This window comes from Aeromonas tecta, from assembly GCF_000820185.1.
Lineage (GTDB): Bacteria > Pseudomonadota > Gammaproteobacteria > Enterobacterales > Aeromonadaceae > Aeromonas > Aeromonas tecta.
Genome location: NZ_CDCA01000025.1, coordinates 1 through 20733 on the forward strand (window position 1 = coordinate 1; position 20733 = coordinate 20733).

Consider the following 20733-nt stretch of genomic DNA (forward strand, 5'->3'; position numbering starts at 1 on the left):
TTGCCTGCCGTCAGCTGGACCTCGTCCCCCCGCACTTTGCCGCCTACGGTCAGGGCGTCGGCATTCACCGCAAGCTGCTGCGCAGCCACCTCGCCCCCCAAGGCCGCTCGCCCAGCCTGTAGCATTGTCTTGGTACCCGATTCGCTTTTGCCTTGTGAGCCTTGCTCCCACTGGTTGCCAGCCTTGATATCCAGCGAACCTGCCGAGCTCAGTACGCCATCGTTGCGACCGCTGTCACTCAGCGCTACCTCCAACGTCTGCCCACTCTTGAGGAGACCTTTATTCTCAAGGCGTTGGCCTTGGACATTCAGGGTCTGTCCTGCCTGGGTCTTCCCATGATTGCGCACATTTTTTCCGACGAGGTTGACTGCGTCCCCCTGCAGATCCCCCGCTTGAACGATCTCGTCTGCCGTCAGGGCAACCCGCTTGGCTGCCATTGTGGTGCGCACGTTGATATCCCGGGCGTTGGCGTCGATAGCATCGGCTTGCACCTTGCCACCCGCGAGGGTCAATCCCTCATCGGCTTGCAGTGCCAAGGCACCACCGCTGGTAAGGCTACTCTGATCGAGCTGCAGCGACTTGCCCGCAAGACGAGTGTCTTGCGCGACCTGAATGTCGGCATTCTGTGCGCTCAGCGTCCCCGCTGCGCCAATCTGTGCCGGGCCGCCGGCTTGCACCTTGCCCGTCAGGGCAACATCATCCCGCCCCTCAACCCGTAGTGCGCCTGTGGAGGATGAGTCTCTCAGTCGGATCTTGCCGCTGGCATCCAGGGTCAGATCCCCTTGATTTGCCACCGTATTGGCCAGATTGACCCCCACCCCCTGCTCGGTTGAGACCAGACGGATCTTCCCTACATACATGCCGCCGAGGGCCGCGGTATCGATGGCGACTTCCGGTGTCGGGCCTTCCCCTGCCTGCGCCCTGATCTCCCCGGTCTGGCGGTTGACCTGATTGGCCCCGGCTATCACGTTGATATCTTTGCCATGCAAGGCCCCATTGAGCTGTACGGCTCGCGCCACCAGATCAACCGAAGCCTGACGACTGGCATCCAGCCCCTTGCCCCCCACCGTCAACGTGCCGCGTTTGACATCCAGCATCTGCAGTTGCCCTTGGGCATCCAAAACAGGCTTGCCGGTCGACAGGGTTACGGTCGGGGTATTGATGAAGCCGCAGCCATCACAGGTCAGGCCATTGGGGTTGGCCACCACCACACCCGCCTGCTGGCCTGCGACCTCGAGATAACCTTGCAGCTGGGACGGATTGACCCCGATGACTTCATTGATGATGGCACTGGCGGCCTGTCCCCCCAGGTGAGGGTTATTCTGGATGAGACCGCCCAACTGGGTCTGGGTTAACTGCCCGGTGGCATTGTTGAGAATGGCCCCCCCCTGACCGACGTTGAAATCGGTATAGAGGTTGTGAGAGATCCCGGCGCCATTTGGCGTTGAAATATCCACGATGGGCACACCGTTCCCCGCCTGGTTGAGGGTGGTATTACCGGTCGCCACCGCGATCCCCTCGGCGAAGGCAGGATGAGCGGGCTGCAGCGCCATCATCAGACACATTTGGTACACTACGGCGCGGCACACCAGGGAGAGTTGGGGTTGACGGGCAGTCATGATAGTCATCGACTTATTCCTTAAAACGTGACGCTGGCGCGGTAGTAGAGTACCCAGGGGTCGGGATTGAGCCAGCCGGGCGCGCTGACGGGAAACCCTATGCTGATGTTGGCGGTAAGGTGTTGATAGCGCTGTTCCCAACCGGCGGCGGTTCCCATCAGGCTGCGCCAGCTATCTTGCTGATTTCCCAAATCGACCCGGCCCATGTCCAGAGCCAGCCAGGTACGCCACTGACCAAGCCAGGTGGGTGACTGTCCCTGCCAGCTCACTTCATTACGCAGGTAGCCGCCGGTGTCTCCACTGATGCTCTGCTCCTTGAAGCCGCGTACAGAAGCCTCTCCCCCCAGAGAGAGGCGCTCCACGCTGTAGAGCACATCCGGTGACCATTGCAACGCACCCGTCGACAACCAGCCCAGATGCTCCCCCGCCGTGCTGTAACTGCCAAACAGCCCCCATTTTTCAAACTGGGCTTGGGGCAACAGAGGGGTACGACCATGGTCGCTGTCGGCGCCGAACCAGTCGGTGCCCAGGGTCAGGGCCGGGTTCAGGGTAAAGAAGTGGCGGTCGACCCGCGTCGCCAGGTTGAGTCCAAGACGAAGAGAGGAAAGCTCATAGCTGCTGCTCTCCAGCAGCTGCTCCATGATGAGGTTGCGGCTCTGACGATGAGTCATGCCAGCTACCGCCGATATCTTGCTTTCCCCATCCCGATAGAGGGTCCGGGTGAGGTTGCCGGTGACGGTGCGCGTGTCGCCCCGGCTTTCGAACACAAATCCGCGAGATTGCACGTCGTTGCGGTATTCGCTGTACTGATAACCAGCATCCAGCAGCCAATAGCCGTAGGGCAAACTCAGGCCAGCCTGCCAGGTCGCCGCATTATGGGCATCGCGCCCGTCCGTGCTGCTGGAGGCCCCCAGGGTCCATTGATCGGCCAACGACAGCAGATCATCGGCGCTCAACGACAGCCGCCCCTGCTCTTCCCCCGTGCTCTGCTGGCCGCTGTTATCCAGATCCAGGCTCCCCTGCACGGGGAAGCCTCGCCCTCCCTTGAGGTTGACGATGGATAATCCCGCCTGGTGACCGGGTTGAATATCGAGGCGATAGGAGAGTGAACGCAGTCGGGAGAGTTGATCCACCCCCTGCTCGAGATCCCGCAGATTGAGGATCTCCCCCACCAAACCGGGGAACAGGGTTCGGGTCATGGGATCGGGTTGACCATCCACCACGATGGCCTCGATGCGCCCTTCCAATACCCCCAGCGTCAGAACGCCAGTCGCAAGATCCTGCTCCGGCAGAAAAGCCCGGCTGGTGATATAGCCCTTGGCCAGATACCACTGGCTAACGGCACGGATCAGACCGTTGATATGGGCGAGCCCCATGCAGGTATTCAGGTAGGAAGCGGTGAGGCTTGATCTCGCCTTGGCGTCCAGCACCGTGTTCCCCTCCAGGCGGATCTCGGTCACTTGGAAGCAGGGGCCACTCGCCTCGGTATCACCCGGCGTTGTTGGGGCAGGTAATGGCAACTGACGCGCCACCTCATCACGTTGCCGGGCCGCATCCTCGAGCAGAGCGCGCTGGCGCCGTTCCACATCATTTTGATCTAGCGGAGACGACAAGGGCCCAGCAGCATCGACGCCCTGAGCGAATAGCAAAAGCAACGCAACTGCGCCCGTGCGCATGCGTGAGGTGTAGCAACCCATGGTGATGAATCTTCTAATTATTTTTAGTGCCACCTTGTCGTGCACCAGAAACTCGAATTGGTTTCTTTATGAACACGAAAGACCTGAACGGGGCGGATTATACAGAAGGGAATATTGGGTGCGACACTTTTTGTCTTATTCATGTGATGCCGATCTCATCGACTCGGACATCACACTTCACTGCCAATAATTATTTAACTTCAGGATCGAAATGAGAGGGTTCTAGATCTTCTGGGCAACATGTGGGTTACCCTTTGCATCACCATTTGGGATTCAAACTCCAGATATAAAAATAGGGGCTACCCAAGCCCCTTATTTAAATATATTTCGTTACCACTTGATAAAGCTCAACATCACTGAAACACAAAACAACCAAATAAGAATCATCATCTAAACAAACATATTGTTTTTTTGAATTGGAATATCTTCTTCTGGTTCTTGCAGCAGAGGTAACAGCGAGCAGTATGCACTGTGGAGCAAATCACAAGCAGATTGACATGCCTCAGGGCTGGCCAATTCCTCTAAAGGCAGCCATAACAACAGCTTGCCGCTGCTATCAGCCGTCAGCCTGGTTGGTTGCAGCGCCGACATCGGGCTGTTGACCTGCAGCAGCAACAGCATGACCCCCGAGAGTCCATTCGAGGGCAAGGGAGCCATCGGCAGCGCCAGCACATACTGATCTCCCATTCTCTCGAGCCACAACTCTGGCGATGACTCAAACCGGATGCGCCGGCTCTCACCGGCTGCGGGCAGGGTCTGCCCCAACCCCTTTAGCCATTCAATCAGCATGCTTACTCCTTCATCATCCAGGCTTGAGCCTGGCTGACTGTGGTAGAAGAGCGAGGTTTGCTCCAAGGTTTGTTGCGAGCACCGTAATTATCTGCCAGCTCTTTCAGAGCTATGTTCACCTCGGACGGCGTCTTCGCATTCACCAGCGCATGCTCTGTCTGGCGCAGCAATGCCACGTTACTGTCCGGTTGCCCTGGGCGGAACAGGGAGGGATAAATCACCTCATGAATGATGTTGTGTGCCACCGTCATCACCTCACGGTGTCTTGCCTCACCTTTGCTCTGATCCAATATGGGGAATTGGCCCGCTGGACTAGCCGCATTGAGCAAGCGAGCCAGCGCTGTGTTATCCGCTTGGTTGAACTGAGCCACGAGCCAGTCTCGACGAGCCGGGGAATTGGCCAGTGAATCTAGTTGCTCGAGCGCATTGGATAATGAGCCAGACAGCTCCAACCGGGCAGATGGGTCCTGACTCAATACAGATACCACTATGACAGAAAGCTGCTCCTGAGCCGTCTGTTGAAAACGAACGGTTTCTTGTATCTCAGCATTACCTTCCAGAGCAACGGCCGCAAAGTCCCGCTCCGGCAGGGCCAGCAAGGCTGACTCCAGATCGTTGAACTGATATTGCTGCCGATCGCTCGCCCTGCCCTCCAGATGCCCCGTCACCGCATCAGCCAACTTGTCTTGCAAATGCTGTTTGTCGGCCTCACTCATGGTGAAATTAAGCGTGCCACTCAGAGTGCCTGTGAAGTCGCCACGCTCGGTTTTGAGCGGCACTGTCACCATCTGATCGGCAAATGCGGCCAGTCCTTTGGTTTGCAACGCCGAGCGAGCCCCGACCGGCGCACCCACCACCCAATCCGCAATGGCGCCTTTGCGAGTCCCCCGCTCGGCGGGTTCGTCACTGCCCCCCTCGAATTTCAGGATCAGATTGTCATGCTCAGAAATGGGCGATCGCCCGACAGTGGGATTGATTAACTCAGGGACTGGGACATTGAGCATGACGCCGCCATCTTGCAATGACAGTTGTTCGCCTTTCATCAAGAAGGGTTGATGCTGTTCCTCAGGGCGACTAAATACCACAGGGAAAGAACCAGAAATATGAGCAGCACGAGCAATTTCCATGTTCGGTGTCAGACTGGCATTGAACAGGATCATTTGCGGGCGGCCATCGAACATGCCGGTTCCCGTGATATTCAACTCCTTGATGGCCGGAATGTGGCGATTGAGCAGCGCCAAATCACCGAAAGTCACTCCACCACCTTGCTGCAGACGTTGCCGGATGGCGGCAATCTCGGGTCTGGAATTCAGCTCAGGGTGCGCGCCAAGCTGGGCCAATACGGAGCGGCTCGACTCCTGTTTAAGTGTCTTCTCGAGGGGGGCTGCTTCGGACTGCAGGCGGGGCAAGATGTTGCAAAGCAATTGCACGAAGCTACCCAACTTGCTGAGTTTTATCTTATCGAGAAGTCCGGCGATCGTCTTGCCATTTTCCCCACTCAGATGTTGAGCCAGCCTGATGTTTTTCACTGGGGAATCGAGCAAATCAATGAGATCCATCTTATCGGACAGGCTCTTGAACTTATCGGCATTCATCCCCGCCGCGAGCAAAGACGCCGTAATCGCCCCGGCGGAGGAACCGGACAGAGTACGGACCTCGGCTAACTTGCCCTGCTGCTCCAACGCCTTGATAGCGCCCGGATAGGCCGCGCCCTTGGCCCCACCACCACTCAGTACCAGGCTGGTGAGCGGAGGATGTTGCAGTGTAACGGAGGTAGAGCCGTCCTGATGACGAGCGATACTCACCTGACGTGGCCCACAGGCTTCGCAGATAGACTCCCCCTTGGATGGCTCCACAACAGGTGCATTGCTGACTCGCACCTGAGGAGTGACGGGGATGCCACCCAGGTTGGCAGCCAGACTGGGCGCACTTCCTTGTTGTTCGCTGGGACTGATTTCTGATACCCCCGTAGGGGGAGTGGTGGTGAATTTAGGTGCTTGTTGGATCTGCATAAGATGTCTCCTGTCATGGTGGATATGTGCCCATTCTAAGGAGACTCATGATGGTCGTTTGGCAACATCGGCCGCTATTTTATCAATGCCGCATTTTATTTTTACGAATGTGCTCCGGCTCGTTCAAACGCTTCAGCCATGGCTCGCGACAGCGCTTCCAACTGGCCATCGAGGCTGGCATCAATGATCCCCACTTCGGTTTCGAGAATGCAGCCCCCCTGATCGAGCCGGGCATCCGCCGATATCTCCAGGTAGCCTATCTCGGGGAAGTCTTTGTGCACCTTGGCTATCTGGTCACGCACTGCCTGCACCTGATCTGGATGTACCCGGATAGTCACCTGTTTCTGGTTGCTCACCAGGGAGAGCGCCTCGCGCACTACCTTGAGCGTGAGCGCGACCTGATCGTAATCGTGCAGGATTTTACGCACCGCTTGCAGCACCACCTCACTCATCTGCCGCTCGACCGTGCGGTAGTATTCTTGACACTGCAACTGGGTCTGATGAACCAGTACTGCCTGCTCACAACGTGCCGACTCAACACCGGCCTGCCAGCCGAGCGTTTTTTGCTGCTCGTACACGGCTCGAGCCTCCTGCACTATATCGGCCGCCTGAGCTCGGGCCGCCTCCACTAGCGCCTGTGCGCTCAGATAGGATTGGTAATCCTGACTGCGCAAAATACGCTGGCTCGGGGCCAACTGCAGGTGCTCACTCTTTATTTCAACAAATGGCAGCATTGTGGGGTTACCTGTTTGGCAATCTTGAGACAAAGCGCTTGGGCCAGCGGTTGCTGATCGGCGCCCAGACACCATGATGAATCTCGCGTCGCGGGGGGAAGTCGCAGAGCGAGGCGACGAGCCCAGTCAGGATCCGCCTCTCCTGCTGCCGCCAACCAGAACTGCAACCCGGCCTCTTCCAAATACGCCGCATCAAGTTGATCCGGCAGCGGCCGTTGCCACCCCACCGGCCAGGGCCCAATCAGGAGATCGAGCTGGGAGAGCAGGGCCCTGTGCCCCTCTTCACCCAACAGGGCAATAATCTGGCGCAAAACGGGCGCGAGCACACTATGCCGGATCGCCTCACCATGCAGCACGGCGCCGAGACGGCGTAATACCGAGGTGAGTTCAATCTGGGGGAAAAGTGCCACGCCCCCCAGAAGAGCAGGCATTTCGTAACCGATACCTAATGCCAGCTCATCCAGCAGGGCGCCATTGATCGCGGGGTGAGTCCGCCAGTCAGGCAGGGGACCAAGCAACCAGCGCCATGGGTGGGGCATGTGATCTTCATGCAGATAACTGGCAGGGCAAAAGCGCAGCTGGTAGGGGGTCAGACCGACGGCCATCAGCGACTCCGGCTCCGATGCCACATGTATTGCGCCAGATTGGTCGTCACCACCAGTGTCAGCAGTAGTGCAATCAGACCAGCCAGACGCCACTTAGATCCCTCGCTGACCTCAATGGAGAAGAGGCTAGTGTTGCGTGCCATCAGCGGCATCTGACGGATATCGGCAGAGGGAACCAGCACCACACTGATCCTGTCGTAGGCCAGCCCCTCGATGCTGTTGTTGACTAGCTGCTTGATCTGCGGAATATAAGTGTCCAACTGGATATCTGCGGCATGCTTGATAAAGACGGACGCCGAGGCGGGGGATGGCTTCTTGTTAATCCCCTCATTGCCCTCCGGCAACACCACATGCACCCTGGCCACCAGTACCCCGTCTATTTCGGAGAGGGTATGGGAGATTTCCTGAGCCTTGGCATAGTTGAGGCGGGCCCGCTCTTCGGTTGGCGAGGAGATAAGGCCATCTTTGGGAAACACATCCTGCAAGGTAGAGAAACTTTCGCGCGGGTATCCCTTGCGCTTGAGCGTCTCGATGGCCTGCGCCACATCAGACTGCTCCACTAGCAATTTGACCTGACCATCCTTGTCCGGCTGCTTATCAGAAGAAATCCCTTCGGTTTGCAACAGCGCCAGCATTTCGTTACCTTCTTTCTGGCTGATCCCGGTATAGAGCTCCACTTTGCAGCCACTGAGCAGCAGAGAGGTGAACAACACCCCTATCAGCATCGATTTCTTCACACTACCTCACTGGGTCTTCAACAGGGTTTCTACGTTCTGGCTCATCTTGCCAACCGTCTTGGCAATCAGCTCTTCCTGCATAGTGATACGCATCAGCGACCACTGCATCTGCATCAGGCTGTTGGGGTCATCCCCAGGCGTGGCCAGCTCAGCCTCAAGGCTCTTCTTGGCCTCGGTAAACTGCTGCTTTATTTCTCCCAGCTCGCCTAGCAGGGAGCCACCGAGCCCCTGTGACGAGCCTCCCATCACCTGTTCGAAGCTGGCCACATGGGAAGAGGAGGCATCTACCGTTTTCAACTCATCCAGGCTGGTTACCACCGCCTGAGCAGACTGAGTAATCTCCATCACCCCTCCAGATCCAGTTTGTGCGAATGTCGCATCAGATTATTCACAATGCCGTTGAGCGGGATCAGGCTCACCATCAGCTCCCGGCGGGCCAGCTCCCCGAGAAATTCCCACTCGGCGGGTACGACACCTTGTTCACCCTTAAGCTCAGCCATCACGTTCAACAGCACCCTCTCCCGCCGCGATGCCAGCGGATCAAATTCCCGCATCAAGGCCCGTAATTCAGGCAGATCTATGGCCGTGACCACGGGCAACTGGCGTCCACTAAAACGCTCGACCAACTTGTCAGTCACCGGCTGGAACAAGCGCTCACCGATCCCTGGTGCCTTGCTATCTTGTTGATATATCTGCCACAACAAATCCCGTTGCGCTGCGGGGGCCGCACCGCTCAGTAAGCTTTCAAGCGAAGCGCCCTCTTTCCAGCGGGCAAACAAGTCCGGCGCGGTTTCTGTGGCCAGCAAGCGCTCAAACTGATGTTGGACCGTTTGCTCTGGAGGGCGTAACGGGACATCCGGCCTGACGTTCTGAGCAGCGGCCTCATGGCTGTCGACCTTCATGACGCCATCTGCTCACGCAGACCCGTCGCGAACAACTGCAACGCGGGCAGATCACTGTTTTCTAGCCGAATAAGACGTGATGCCAGCGCATCAGTGTTGCCAAGCCACCATTCACACAGCGCAAGCCAGGGTTCGATATCGGGTGTACAGTGCTGCGCCCCCTGCAACAAAGCATTCTGATAATCCCCCTGATTCATCAGGGAGGAGAGCCGGATCAGAGTTGCGCACTCCAGCATCCCCAGCTCACCCGTTAACCAGTCTGCAATCAAAGCAGCTTCCTGGTGGCAGTGGTGACCCGTGCCTGCCAACGCAAGTTCGGCCAGTTGGCGTTTCAGTTGAGAGTTCATCGTCAAATCTTCTGTAAAATGCCCTGCATCAGATCTTTCATCGCACGGGTCACGGTGGAGTTGATGTTGTAGATAACCGACCACTTGTTAATCTTGTGTTGCAGCTCGGCCAGCAAGGCTGGGTTGTCCGGGGCTGTTTTCATATCGGCAATCGCATCGTTGACTGCTTTATTGCTTTCATTTGCCTGTTCTTTCAGAGCCTTGGCAACACTATCAAGGGTGTTGTTACTGTCCCCACCACTTACAAAAAACTTCTCAATAGCCACAGTTACTCTCCCTTTATTTTCTCAATGATCTTGAGCCCAGCCTCAATGGCATCGGCTTCCTGTTGCCACTGCCGGTACTGTTGTTGGGTACCGCCCCGTAACAGTTGCCGCTTTATGTCCCCCTGAGCCTGGACAAGCTGATCGTGCAGATCACGGGCAAAGACAGGATCAGCGCCGGACAGTCGCGTTTCCAAATTGGTCATCATGACGATCGACTCCTTTTAACTTGACGATGTATTGCTGCTTGCCCTTGGTCACCACCACCGCATCCCGACGAATGGCCTGTACGCGAACGCCGTTCGTAGTCGCCCCCCCGACGGGATACCGCTGGTTGTCCACCAAGGTCACATAGGGCACTCGGCCGAGCGACACGCTACGCACATCAAACTCCAACTCATCTTGTCGAGGTGCCCGCTCTTGATTAATCAACTCCAACACAGGATGAGTGCCAAATTCGCGGCGAAACTGCTGCTGCACCCGCTGAAACTGGCCAAGTTGAGTCTCACCCAACTGCCCCGATGCCTCGATCCGGGAGCCAGCCTCCCGTATCCGCAACAGCCCTGCTATGCCCTGCTCCTGAAGTAGGGCATCCAGCCGCTTGCGATAAGCACCGGCAACCTGTACCTGATTCTCAATCCCCAGCACGCCAGGCACTTCCTGCTTGAGAAGCAACTCAATCGTGTTCCACTTCGCATCTTGCCCGTTGATTTCACCGCTTAACCGCAGCCAACCAGGCTCCTTGCCGTTGCGAACCTGCAACTGTTCATGACCCAGCTTTTGCAAGATAAAACCAGCTCCCTGACGCAGATCTTCCATGCTGCGCAGCTCTAGGCGGTAACTGAAACCATTACCATCAAGGTATTGCTGCAAAGCCCTGCGGGTACTGTTCTCATCGACATAGCCCGATAGTTGCCAAAGTTCCGGATCGGTAGTGTTAAGCACCACCTGCTGATAAAGGGGTGCGGTGAGGAAATGCCTCAAGGCTTGCTCACTGCGAGTGGCGTCGCTCTCAATGCGTCCCTGCCACCAGCCATGGCCCAGCAGAGCCACCACGGCCACTATCAGGGTCAGGCAGATCCCCGTCATCCATAGCTCGGCACGACCCGCCCCCGGACGGGGACGAGGAGGCGCAGTGACTGTGGCTAGCACATCTAGCTGCTCGGGGAGCGCACGGCTGCTGTCACAAAAACTCCAGAGCAATGGACCCGCCTCAAGGCGAGCGCCAGCCTTGAGCAAGGTCCCTGCTTCAAGCACCACACCATCCTGGGTCGGCGTGATCCCCTCGGCCCACTCCTGAAGCAGGATGCCTTCCGCCGCGACCATCAGCACCAGATGAGCTGGCGCCATACCCTCATCGACCAACACCAGGTCCGCCAGTAGTGGATCGGCCCCTATCACCAGGCGCCCCTCCGGCAGGGGGACTTCCACCCCGCGGTTTAGCCCGCGATATATGCGGCACTTCCAGCTCATCGGGTTGCCCCTCCGTTGGCAGCCTGTTCGCACCAGCTGGCATCAGGAGCACACCGCTGATCGCGTTTTAGTTCCACCAACCGCCACCCCTGCTCATTGCCCATACGGCACTGTGTCAGGAAGGAGCCTTTGCCCGCTTGACGCATCAGTTGCTGTACCTCACGCGCTGCAGCCAACGGCTGACACTGAGCGCCTCCCAGCACCTTGCCAAGCGAGAGGCTCTGGTTGGAGATTTCATCGCTCCCCAGTATTCCCGCTCGTAAATCTTGGCCATTGCCCAGTGACAAGTAGTGGGCAACACCGTCATCGATCAACCTTGGCTCTATGATGAAAAGCCGCACCGCGCGCCGCGTCTGGGTGTCTTTGCTGCGAAACAGCGCTCCCAGATAGGGAATGTCACCAAGGAAGGGGACCTTGCTCAGGCTTTCACTCATCTCGTCGCGGTAAATACCACCAATCAGCAAGCTCTGACCGTGTCCGACCCGAGCGATGGTATCCACCACAGTACGGCTGATGGTGGGAATACCATCGGCACCAGCACTGTTGGGCTTCTGGTTGCCATCCTCGATATGCAGGCTCAAGCTGATCTCGGGCCTATCTCCCATCTGGATCACTCGTGGTGTCATCCGCAACATGGTGCCGTAGGTGATCCCTTGCAGCTCCGCTACGCGCTCACCGCTGATCTTGACGTAGTAGGTTTCACTGTGATCAATCACCGCCTGAGTGTTCTCCTGGGTCAGCAGGGTCGGGCGGGAAATAACCTGAGCATTGCCTTCGTTTTCCAGCAAATTGACCCTGGCAAGCAAATAATCGAGCCCCCTGGCGTCCACTAAGCTACCGAGGGCCGCCCCGCCTTCGATTCCTTTACGATCCCCGGTGGTCTTGATGATTACCTGCTGGTTGGAGCCGGTACTGATCCCGACCCGCCAATCCACCCCCAATTGAGAGAGATCCTCGGCATTGATATCGATGATGGAGAGCGCGACTTCAATTCGCGCCGCGGGTTTATCCAACGCAGCGATCAACTTGCCGTACATCGCCATCCGCTCCGGGGCGTCTCTTACGATCACGGCGTTGAGAGAAGGATCCGCTTGGACGATGGCTTGCCCCGAGATGGGCGCAGGGCCTTTTTTCCCCTCACCATTGACCATCTGCACGCCGGCATCGCTGAGCAGTCGAGCCAGAATGGTGGCCACTCCGGGGGCATCCACATCGGTATCGCGATACTGGATGGAGCGATCAGTCGCCGACGCATATTTGAGCGGGAAAATCTCGATAGCCAAGGGGCCGGTTTTTTCACTACGTAACTGGGACTGCAGCTCCAGAGCCACCGCAGTCTGCTCAATCAACTCGAGATAACGTGGCGGACCGGAGACGTAAACCAGACGATTATCCGGATCGGGGCGCCACCCGAAACGGGGCTCCCAGATCCCGGCACGCTGCAGCGCTAGCTTCAGGTCAGCCGCGCCAGTTTGCTCCAGCTTGATGAGTCGGGACTGCACTTCGCTGTTCTTGAAGACGTAGAGCACGTTGCCGTCGTAGTACCAGACCAGGTTGTAGAGGGATGAGAGTTGCTGCAAGAATGCTAGTGGTTCCTCATGCTCGAACTGACCATTGACCTGGTCATTGACCTTGTCACTGACCACCACCGACACCTCATAGTTGGCGCCAAGGTTGACCAGCACATCCCGTAGGCTTTCCCCTTCCGCCACATAGCTGTATGGCATAGGAACCCAGTCCAGCTCCTGTGCTACTACTGGTCGCAGCCATAGGGCCACACCGATGCAGAGTAACAACAGGGGCCGCACCAGGTTTCGCACACTCAAGGGCGCCATATCATCTGCCTCCATTGGGGGGCCAACGCGGCCTCACTCAACTGGGCTTCCAGGCGCTCCAGCAGTGTAATATGCTGACTCAGGTGTGCCTCCAGCCGCTGCTCGTCCAGCCATTCCAGTCGGAGTCTGGCTTCAAGTTGCAAGTTGCCCAATTCGTCAAGCACCAGGGCGTGGGGACTGTGACGCCCCCAGGCCACCACTTGTTGCAATAAGCTCTTCAGCAGTGCCAGATCATGGCCCTCTCCTCCCACAAGCGATCCGCCTCCAAGGGGGGTGCTCAGCAGCAATTCACCCGTTCTGGGCGTCAGAAAAAGGGGGTAACCATCGAGCCGTAAATGGTATTTACCCTGTGCATCGGCAACAAAAGCCCCTTGGCCAAGCTTGGAGGCCAATCGATTCAGTAGAGTGTACATAATTCCTCGAGCTATCTAGCGGGCGACTGCCAGTAGAAGTGATCCTGACCCAGGGCCATTCCACGGCCAGCCAACCACTCGTGCAGTCGCTGTGCTGCTGCGGGTTGTTGGGGAAGCGCTTGCAGGGCATGCCAGAAGGCGCCGAGTTCATGCGGCACCGGCATCAAGCTCTCTGGCTCACCCTCATGACGCTGCAGTGCATACCAGGCAGGCCAGGCCAAGTGGAGGCGCTCCTCGCATTGGATTTGCAACTGCTGCAGCTCCATCTCGCGCTGACTCAACTGCTCAAGCTGGGTCGCAATTCGAGTCTCAAGATCGGCAGGCACATCGACGACCGTCTGCCAGAACAGAGCCTGAGCCTTCAGCTGCCGTCGCATGATCTGCAAATGATCCAGCTCGTTGCGCCAAGTGCCATAGAGGGGCTCTCGCTGTAGAACCCACCATTGGTGCAGTGGATAGAGCACCCAGTGCCACAACAGCGTGCAGTCAGCCAGATTGATTCGGTCCCCCAACTGTTGCATCCAATCACAGCGCTCACCCTGGCTCGCTACCCGCAAGATTTGTTGCAGATCCTGGCGTGACACCGCCAGTGTTGCATCCAGGCGACGCTGAAACCATATGGAGCCCAGCAAAGCCTCCAACCGGGTTCTCGGTAACAAGCGTTGTAATAACCCCATCTGCTGCGATGTAACCACGCCGGCGTCCTGATAACGAAGGACAGACAACCGTCCAACCAGGCGATCCCGATGCAAGGACTCTGGTTGGACAACAGCGACCCGGCGACCTGCAAACAGGCCCTGGCTAGGTGAATGATGATCTTGCTGACTCATGCTATGCCTTGCTCATCTTGCTGCGGGCAATGATGGGATGATGGTTCAATATGCTGGCTATTCTATCCATTGCCCTGCCTCCTGGCTTATAAAAAACGTCAGATTATTTTAGTCCGGCGTTAATCTTTGCCATGTCTGGCACGACTCGGTGTGCATCCGAAACGACGCCGATAACTCTGAGTAAAATAGGATTGACTGGAGAACCCAGCTTCCATGGCAATATCAACAATACTCATTTCACTATTGAGTAATAACTGATGAGCATAGAGAATGCGCCGCTCGCTGATCCAGGCTCGAGGGGACACTCCATATATCGAACCAAATAGCTCTTTGAACGTAGTCAGCCCCATCCCAAACTCTTTGGAAAATTCACTCAATTTCCACTCCATGAGATAGTGCTTTTCCATGAAGTGTTGCAACCGCTCAACCTGGCGACTGCTCAGCTGTCGCAGAATTGACATCAGCTGAGATCCCTGCTCGCCAAACGCCAGCAGAAACAATAACTCTTCGATGCGCAAATGAGCCAGGGCAGGAGGATGCTCATGCTCCATCAAGCCACACAGTCCCTGAATAGACTGTGTTAGCAATGGTGAAGCGTTGAAAGGCAATAGGCTAAGTGCCATACCGTCTATTCGAGTAACCTCACTGAGCAAGGAGCCGAAACGTTGCAAGAAACCTTGCAGAAAAGTGCTTGAAAGTGGTAGCCAGAGCAGATGGCAAACACCTTCACCAGTACAGACCGCGTAGTTGCCACGGCGCACGAACATCAGTTCGTTGGGGGATAACTCGTAGGTATCGCTGCAGTCTTGCCACTTCATCGTTCCTTTCAAGAGGATATATATTCCCTCTTGCGAATGTTCGATGACGTTAAAAGTAGACATGCGCCACTGGAGCAGGGCTATATCGCCCTTCTCTGCGGTAGTAATGTCCTTCATATTGTGTCTTCCTGAATCTGCGCGTCGTGCCAGTAACACCTCAGTGGAAGCAGACTTCCTCTGGATATTTTCTTATTGGCGTTATATTTATCATTTGTAAGTTCACCTCAAGGCAGAAATTAATCCACATTGAAATATGGCGGCATCCTACAACAGCCATGAATAAAAAAACCAGATAAAAATTAGAGCCCAAGCACTAGTGACGCATAAATCTATAATAGATACAAAAACACACTCACGCAGAGAGATAGTTCGTTACAAAAAAAAACATTTACAATCATCTAAAAATAAAATAAATGGTTGATTTTAAACTATTTTATCAATCTGGCATTTAATGACATTGTGGATAACAGTTTTTGGGCTGCAATTTAATAACGATTAGCCTATCATTAAAGTCCTTAAAAACTTTTTGCTGGCTAGCCGCCTGCACTACCGAATTGCCGAGGAAGTACAGCCTAGTCCGTATATATATATCCCCTTTAGCCAGTTGCAGCGGTGTCAGTCGTAAATCAAATATCAACGGCAACATGGCTACCTCATATTGGATAGCCGCGACCGGTAATGCTCGTCCATCAATCACACTCAGCACGACAATTTCCACCATAGCGGGGTGCGGCAATGCACCTGAAAGATGCACCTCTCCTTTCAATTGTTGCGTTGATGGCTTCACTGGCTGCGAGGTGACACAACCGGGCAGCATGACAAACAGTACCAGCGCCAGTAGGTACCTCATATTACCCGGATACTGCGTTTGGCCAGTGACCTGTGCTCACCCTGTTGCAAGCGCTGGAGTGCCAGCTCCTGTGTCTGATCCAGGGCGATAGAGTGGCGCAACAAGACGGATAATGGCATCTGGCCAGTCATCATCTGCGTTGTGCTCATTTGTTTGCCAGAAAATGTGCCTGTGACTTCCGAAGCTGTCGTCCTTTGCATCATGCTGACTTGCGATCCCAGGATCTTCATGGTTATACCCGAACCCCCATCATCTCATCACCGCTTCCAGCGAGCGATTGCTGCGGTTCCAGCAATTCCTGCCAAAACTCGGCATGTTCGAGCATGCCGGAAAGGCTCTCCTCCAGGTATGCCAGCGTGAGCTGGCTTGCGGTCATCTGGCGATAAAGCTGTACCGTCAGACTCTCTTCATCAAAACCAAAGTGAAGATTGAACTGATACCAGTGACGGTTGAAGCTGGCCAACTGGCGAAAGATCCCCTCACCCACCTGATGCAACTCGGCCACATCGGCCTGCAACACCAGATGATCCCGCTCCGGTACCAGGATCATGCAAAGCTGCAGATGATCGTCAAAGCAGAGTGCGGCAACCCCTTCCTGATTAAGAGTCAGGGATGGCAAACCATATTTGGTAGCAAATTCAGCTAGCAACCGATTGATGATGACAATTACGTCCATGATTTCCTCCAGCTCAGAGAGGAGGATGTTAGCGGGCTGACGCCATGCTGGCTGTCACTTAACGCCGCCTCTTTTAAGAAAAATGGCCGAAAAAAAGCGCCCGGATGGGCGCTTTCATTCTTATCGCGCTTATGCAACGCCAAAGGCGGCTCGCATGGCTTGATTATGACTCTGGGAATATTGCTGCATCATCTGCAGCACATCCTTCATGAAGCTGTTATTGAAGTTCATATGATCTTCCACCTTCTGTTTCTGAGTCTGGGCAATGCTGGCACGCACTTCATCTTCCTTGGCATCCGCCTGGGAATAGCCCTGGTGAACCTGGATGGCGCTATTACCCATCTGGGTACTGCCTTGCAACACTGTACTGGCCAGTTGTTGACGGCCATTGTTGGCCTCGAACTTCTTGTTCAAGGTCTTCAAGGCAGCCTTGTCATGCTGGTTTCTGATCGCTAACTCCTGACCAGCATCCCCCATCTCAAGACCCGCAGACTTCTTCATGTCTCCTATCTGCTTCAGCTCCTTCTCTCGCCCGGCGATATTGGCATTCAGGCCCTTGTCCTGCTTGATAGCTTTGACCGACTTGCTCATGGAGAAACCGCCCATGACCGCCGAGATCCCCGTCATCACACCGGACACCACAGCCATGGCAATCATCAGCTTGGCACCACTGCGCATCTCGTTCACCTGGTCCTTCTGGGCCGAGATCACGGCCGAGTTCTCCATGTCCCGCTGCAACAGCCCCATCTCGCGCGCTTTGCGCGCCATCTCGAACAGCAGGCTCATGATGCTAAGAACGTTGTCGAGCTCTGAACTCCCTTTGGCCAGCAGACTCGCATCCGGCCCCTGGCGCGGCCGGATCAATTCGGGCAATGCTCGGGATTGGGAGACCTGAGCTGACTTGTTATTGGCCGCTTCATGAGCGGTTTTCTGCCCGGTCGCGCCTTCTTTACCCTGCACCCCCTCACTGCCGATGGGGGTGGTGCTGTTAACCTGGGTGTAGCTGTTATTAATACCATTCATATCACTCTCTCCTTAAATCGCGGCCGGTCTGCTGGCGAGGTTGTTGAGCATGGCCCCTCTGGCCGTGATCATCTGGAAGATCATCTCCATTACCTGCTGGAATGACTCCGTCATCTGCGACAGGGCCTCCTTGATCTTGTCCATCACCCCTTGCAACAAGGTCATGGCCTGACGGTTTTCCAGTAGATCTGCCTGCTTATTCTGAGAATCGGCCTGCATTGCACTGTCAACGGTCTTGGCCACACCATTACTTGCGTCGAGCACGAGATCCGCCGTCTGGGTACTAAATTTAACGGTCTTAGCGACAGTGCTCGCCGCCGTGTTCCCCAGCTTGGTGGACAGATCGGCGGCCTTGACGGCCATCTTGGCGGTCACATCGGCCACCTTGCCACCGATCTTGGCACCCGCCTTAGCGATGGCCCCCGCGGCCCCCGCACCAAAGGTGACCACGGCAGACAGCACGGCGAGCGCAATCTCTACGGCCATCAGCACGGGCCCCAGTTTATCCATCACCTCCTTGGAGATGAGGCCATCAGCAGCAGCCTGCTGCACCGCCATATTGACCACACCGACCACGCCACCGGCGATCATCAGGGCGCCCACTGCGGCACCGACACCAGTAGCCATCAGGATGGCCCCGATGACGATGGAGGCAATAGCGCTGATCCAGCCGAAGATCTTGGAGGCCAGGCCGGATTTCTTGGCCTTATCGGCGGCCTCAGTGGCCTCCTTCATCTTGGTCTGGTTTTCATCGATCTTTTTTAGATTCTCGGCACGACTGCGCTCGATATCGGCCAGCTTCAACTTCTTCTGGGTCTGCTCCAGCTCGCTGGTCATCTTGCCCAGTTCGATCTCGAACTCATCGGGGGAAGTAAAAGCCAGTTTGGCTAGCAAGGAACTGCTACCCAGCAACTTGGCCGCGTTGGCCGCCCCCTGCTGAACCGTCTTCATCAGTTGCCCCAGTTCTTGCTGCTGAGCGGGGTTTATCTGCTGGTTGATACCGGGCTTGGGCTGTGGCAGAGCAACCCCCTGAGCACGCCTCTCTTTTTTGCCATTGATCTCACCGGCCGCCACCTGAGTGGCCTGACCGGCTCCGACGTTGCCCTCAACCGGAGAGAGCTGAGCCCCTCCGATGGAGAGAGGGCGATCACTGCTTATCGGATGCATGATCCATATCCTTTTTTGTTTTAACAGCTTCCAACATGATGCCAGCGCGGGTGGCCAACTCTGCCAGTTCAGGCTTTGCTGCCGCCAGCACTTGGGCCGAGTAGAAGCCACTCTCGGCCCCCTCGAGTTCTCCCATCTGCAGGAGACACTCGGCGGCATGGAAGGGGTAACGGGGCTCCTGGAGATCCATCATGGCGCCATAGCTATAGCTGTCGATGGCCAGCTGGAATTGGCCAAGCGCCTGACGACATGCTCCCAGCCCCAGAAAGAATCGAGCCTCGTAGTGATCCAGTACGCAGAGGGCCTGAAAGATCTTATGTGCCTCTTCATACTTGCCAGCATGATACTGGTTGAAGCCCAGGGTATAGAGCTGCTCCAGGGTGTCGCCGGACACCTCGTTGAGCATGGCGAGGGTGCCCCCATCCTGCAGGAAGGCCTCTACCGCCTGTTCGTCCACCTGGGTCATGTCGTGTTCCATTACTGCTCCTGAAAATTAAATAGCCTGAAGGATCTGTTGCATTACGCTCTCATATTTCTGAATAAAGCGATTTAATGCCTCGATGACCGAGTTATAGCGAGAGCTGATATCATTCAGTTCGGTCGTTTTTTGACTGAGTTTGTCGTTGAGTGGCTTGGCTTTATCGCTGACCGTCGTCGCAAAATTGCTGAGTGGGTTATTATCTTTGGCATAGGAATAGGAGTGATTTACCTGACTCAATGACCCGGTATCCTTCTTGGATGAAACTAGGAAATCTCTTGCTGACAGAAAAACTTGTTTGTCACTTTTCAAGTCGGTAAGTTCAGCACTTAATCTAGCTCGATATTCATCACTAGAAATCTCTAACTCCTTGGCCTCAAAATCTACTATCCTATCGACGTCCCCATTACCTCTAATCAACATCGCTTCCTTTCGCTCAACAGCAATATCCTTTAGCAGCTTATATTGCTCATTATATTCTCCATTTTTATCCTTTTTGGAGAACTCAGCATGGCTGCCATAACCATAAAGTTTATAGTCAAAAATATTGACCCCTTTCCTGCCAACTTGCACCGTGCCATTGTCTTTTTGTGACTGCGCGGTGCTAATCTCTGCCTGAATGACCGAATATGTTCTTAACTCGGCGGTTAACTTCCCCACTTCATCTTTGAGTACATTTCGCTTGTTGGTGTAATTGCCCATAGCATCATGCATAACCTCAATGACATCATCGTCGATACGGTCCGGTGTCAATGAGTAATGAGTGGTTGCTAGGAACTCTCGCAGAGTATATTTCGTTTTGCCCGTATCCGCTGCACCGGTAATTATCTTCTTGAAGTTTTCAAACCCCGCCTTTATTTGAGCATCATACTGCCCACCAGGATTCACCGAATCGGCTGGCATAAAATAGGCCAGTACTTTTTTCAATAAGGCTTCATTATCTGTCACGACCTGATCAGCAAATGGTGAGCTGTCTACCTTTTTATCATAGGTGGCAGTGATCGTTATTTTCTTGTCTTTGAGAAGCTTTACTAAGTCATCCAATGCCGAAGAACTGCCACCTTGCAGTTGTTTCAATTCAACATTGCCAAGCCCTGCCAAGAATTGCTGTGGGTCTTTTTTGTACGAGCTAATTTCCATCGATTTATCCTATATTACCAGACCACGCATCATGGCCGGACGTCTTGGACGTACTCCGTTATTTTTCTCTTGCGGGACAAGCTGACGACGATAAATCTCACTCAACAATTCCTGCTCAGCCTGTGACTTTTCTGCCACAGTCCCCTCTGCAAACAGCAAATTGGTTATCTGCGGACTGATACCGAGGGAATCCCACATCTCGTTTAATAGATCTGAACGATGTTCACTGTCTTTTATTGCCAGTTCTGCCTTCGCAATGATCGCGTCATGACCGCTATCTCGGTGATCTTTCATCTTGCCTTCTATTTTAATTTCAGGTGCCAAT

The 20733-nt window shown here is 55.3% G+C and carries 25 protein-coding genes; all 25 read right to left on the minus strand.

Annotated features, from left to right (window positions below; translation table 11 throughout):
* On the minus strand, positions 1 to 1628 hold a 1628-nt coding region (locus BN1137_RS09140; RefSeq protein ID WP_083443410.1), incomplete at its 3' end, for a filamentous hemagglutinin N-terminal domain-containing protein.
* A gap of 11 nt (positions 1629 to 1639) precedes the next feature.
* On the minus strand, positions 1640 to 3205 hold the full coding sequence (locus tag BN1137_RS09145) for a ShlB/FhaC/HecB family hemolysin secretion/activation protein (protein ID WP_050718302.1): 1566 nt from the start codon (positions 3203 to 3205) through the stop codon (positions 1640 to 1642).
* A 501-nt stretch (positions 3206 to 3706) separates the two neighbouring features.
* The gene (locus tag BN1137_RS09150; protein ID WP_050718303.1) at positions 3707 to 4105 is read right to left on the minus strand and encodes a type III secretion system chaperone family protein; all 399 of its coding nucleotides are present in this window, start codon (positions 4103 to 4105) and stop codon (positions 3707 to 3709) included.
* A 2-nt stretch (positions 4106 to 4107) separates the two neighbouring features.
* A complete protein-coding gene (locus BN1137_RS09155; RefSeq protein WP_083443412.1) occupies positions 4108 to 6117 on the minus strand; it encodes a patatin-like phospholipase family protein in 2010 nt (669 codons plus the stop codon).
* Positions 6118 to 6218: 101 nt separating this feature from the next.
* The gene (locus BN1137_RS09160) at positions 6219 to 6851 is read right to left on the minus strand and encodes an HrpE/YscL family type III secretion apparatus protein (protein ID WP_050718304.1); all 633 of its coding nucleotides are present in this window, start codon (positions 6849 to 6851) and stop codon (positions 6219 to 6221) included.
* Positions 6830 to 7456 carry a Yop proteins translocation protein K gene (locus tag BN1137_RS09165; protein WP_050718305.1) on the minus strand — a complete coding sequence of 209 codons (627 nt, stop codon included), beginning with the start codon at positions 7454 to 7456 and terminating at the stop codon, positions 6830 to 6832. The genes BN1137_RS09160 and BN1137_RS09165 overlap by 22 nt, the downstream gene beginning before the upstream one ends.
* Positions 7456 to 8193, minus strand: a complete 738-nt coding sequence (gene sctJ, locus BN1137_RS09170; RefSeq protein ID WP_198150618.1) for a type III secretion system inner membrane ring lipoprotein SctJ — start codon at positions 8191 to 8193, stop codon at positions 7456 to 7458. The genes BN1137_RS09165 and sctJ overlap by 1 nt, the downstream gene beginning before the upstream one ends.
* Before the next feature lie 6 nt (positions 8194 to 8199).
* The gene (sctI, locus tag BN1137_RS09175) at positions 8200 to 8538 is read right to left on the minus strand and encodes a type III secretion system inner rod subunit SctI (protein ID WP_050718307.1); all 339 of its coding nucleotides are present in this window, start codon (positions 8536 to 8538) and stop codon (positions 8200 to 8202) included.
* Positions 8538 to 9095, minus strand: coding sequence for a YopR family T3SS polymerization control protein (locus BN1137_RS09180; RefSeq protein ID WP_050718308.1), 558 nt, complete (start codon positions 9093 to 9095; stop codon positions 8538 to 8540). Before BN1137_RS09180 ends, sctI begins: the two co-directional genes overlap by 1 nt.
* Positions 9092 to 9442: a YscG family type III secretion system chaperone gene (locus BN1137_RS09185; protein ID WP_050718309.1), complete on the minus strand. Its 351-nt coding sequence runs from the start codon at positions 9440 to 9442 to the stop codon at positions 9092 to 9094. The genes BN1137_RS09180 and BN1137_RS09185 overlap by 4 nt, the downstream gene beginning before the upstream one ends.
* Before the next feature lie 2 nt (positions 9443 to 9444).
* On the minus strand, positions 9445 to 9708 hold the full coding sequence (gene sctF / locus BN1137_RS09190; protein WP_083443413.1) for a type III secretion system needle filament subunit SctF: 264 nt from the start codon (positions 9706 to 9708) through the stop codon (positions 9445 to 9447).
* A gap of 2 nt (positions 9709 to 9710) precedes the next feature.
* The gene (locus tag BN1137_RS09195; RefSeq protein WP_050718310.1) at positions 9711 to 9914 is read right to left on the minus strand and encodes an EscE/YscE/SsaE family type III secretion system needle protein co-chaperone; all 204 of its coding nucleotides are present in this window, start codon (positions 9912 to 9914) and stop codon (positions 9711 to 9713) included.
* Positions 9877 to 11178, minus strand: a complete 1302-nt coding sequence (sctD, locus tag BN1137_RS09200; RefSeq protein WP_050718311.1) for a type III secretion system inner membrane ring subunit SctD — start codon at positions 11176 to 11178, stop codon at positions 9877 to 9879. The genes BN1137_RS09195 and sctD overlap by 38 nt, the downstream gene beginning before the upstream one ends.
* Complete coding sequence (gene sctC / locus BN1137_RS09205; RefSeq protein WP_198150619.1) at positions 11175 to 13028, minus strand: type III secretion system outer membrane ring subunit SctC; 1854 nt, start codon at positions 13026 to 13028, stop codon at positions 11175 to 11177. Before sctC ends, sctD begins: the two co-directional genes overlap by 4 nt.
* Complete coding sequence (locus BN1137_RS09210) at positions 13001 to 13426, minus strand: YscB family type III secretion system chaperone (RefSeq protein WP_050718313.1); 426 nt, start codon at positions 13424 to 13426, stop codon at positions 13001 to 13003. Before BN1137_RS09210 ends, sctC begins: the two co-directional genes overlap by 28 nt.
* Positions 13427 to 13437: 11 nt before the next feature.
* Positions 13438 to 14256, minus strand: coding sequence for a T3SS regulon anti-activator ExsD domain-containing protein (locus BN1137_RS09215; RefSeq protein WP_050718314.1), 819 nt, complete (start codon positions 14254 to 14256; stop codon positions 13438 to 13440).
* Between the two features lie 119 nt (positions 14257 to 14375).
* Positions 14376 to 15191 (minus strand): helix-turn-helix transcriptional regulator, encoded by an 816-nt coding sequence (locus tag BN1137_RS09220; RefSeq protein WP_050718315.1) that lies wholly within the window; start codon positions 15189 to 15191, stop codon positions 14376 to 14378.
* 331 nt (positions 15192 to 15522) lie between these two features.
* Entirely contained in the window at positions 15523 to 15924 is a 402-nt protein-coding gene (locus BN1137_RS09225; protein ID WP_050718316.1) for a YscW family type III secretion system pilotin, read from the minus strand.
* A complete protein-coding gene (locus BN1137_RS09230) occupies positions 15921 to 16154 on the minus strand; it encodes a T3SS regulon translocated regulator ExsE family protein (RefSeq protein ID WP_050718317.1) in 234 nt (77 codons plus the stop codon). Before BN1137_RS09230 ends, BN1137_RS09225 begins: the two co-directional genes overlap by 4 nt.
* Before the next feature lie 2 nt (positions 16155 to 16156).
* Positions 16157 to 16600, minus strand: a complete 444-nt coding sequence (locus BN1137_RS09235; protein ID WP_050718318.1) for a type III secretion system chaperone — start codon at positions 16598 to 16600, stop codon at positions 16157 to 16159.
* Between the two features lie 129 nt (positions 16601 to 16729).
* Positions 16730 to 17623 carry a YopD family type III secretion system translocon subunit gene (locus tag BN1137_RS09240; RefSeq protein WP_083443414.1) on the minus strand — a complete coding sequence of 298 codons (894 nt, stop codon included), beginning with the start codon at positions 17621 to 17623 and terminating at the stop codon, positions 16730 to 16732.
* A gap of 12 nt (positions 17624 to 17635) precedes the next feature.
* Positions 17636 to 18790: a type III secretion system translocon subunit SseC family protein gene (gene sctE / locus BN1137_RS09245; protein WP_050718319.1), complete on the minus strand. Its 1155-nt coding sequence runs from the start codon at positions 18788 to 18790 to the stop codon at positions 17636 to 17638.
* On the minus strand, positions 18771 to 19268 hold the full coding sequence (locus BN1137_RS09250; RefSeq protein WP_050718320.1) for a SycD/LcrH family type III secretion system chaperone: 498 nt from the start codon (positions 19266 to 19268) through the stop codon (positions 18771 to 18773). Before BN1137_RS09250 ends, sctE begins: the two co-directional genes overlap by 20 nt.
* A gap of 15 nt (positions 19269 to 19283) precedes the next feature.
* Complete coding sequence (locus BN1137_RS09255) at positions 19284 to 20408, minus strand: virulence-associated V antigen (RefSeq protein ID WP_050718321.1); 1125 nt, start codon at positions 20406 to 20408, stop codon at positions 19284 to 19286.
* 9 nt (positions 20409 to 20417) lie between these two features.
* A complete protein-coding gene (locus BN1137_RS09260; protein ID WP_232306913.1) occupies positions 20418 to 20732 on the minus strand; it encodes an LcrG family type III secretion system chaperone in 315 nt (104 codons plus the stop codon).
* Position 20733: the final 1 nt, after the last annotated feature.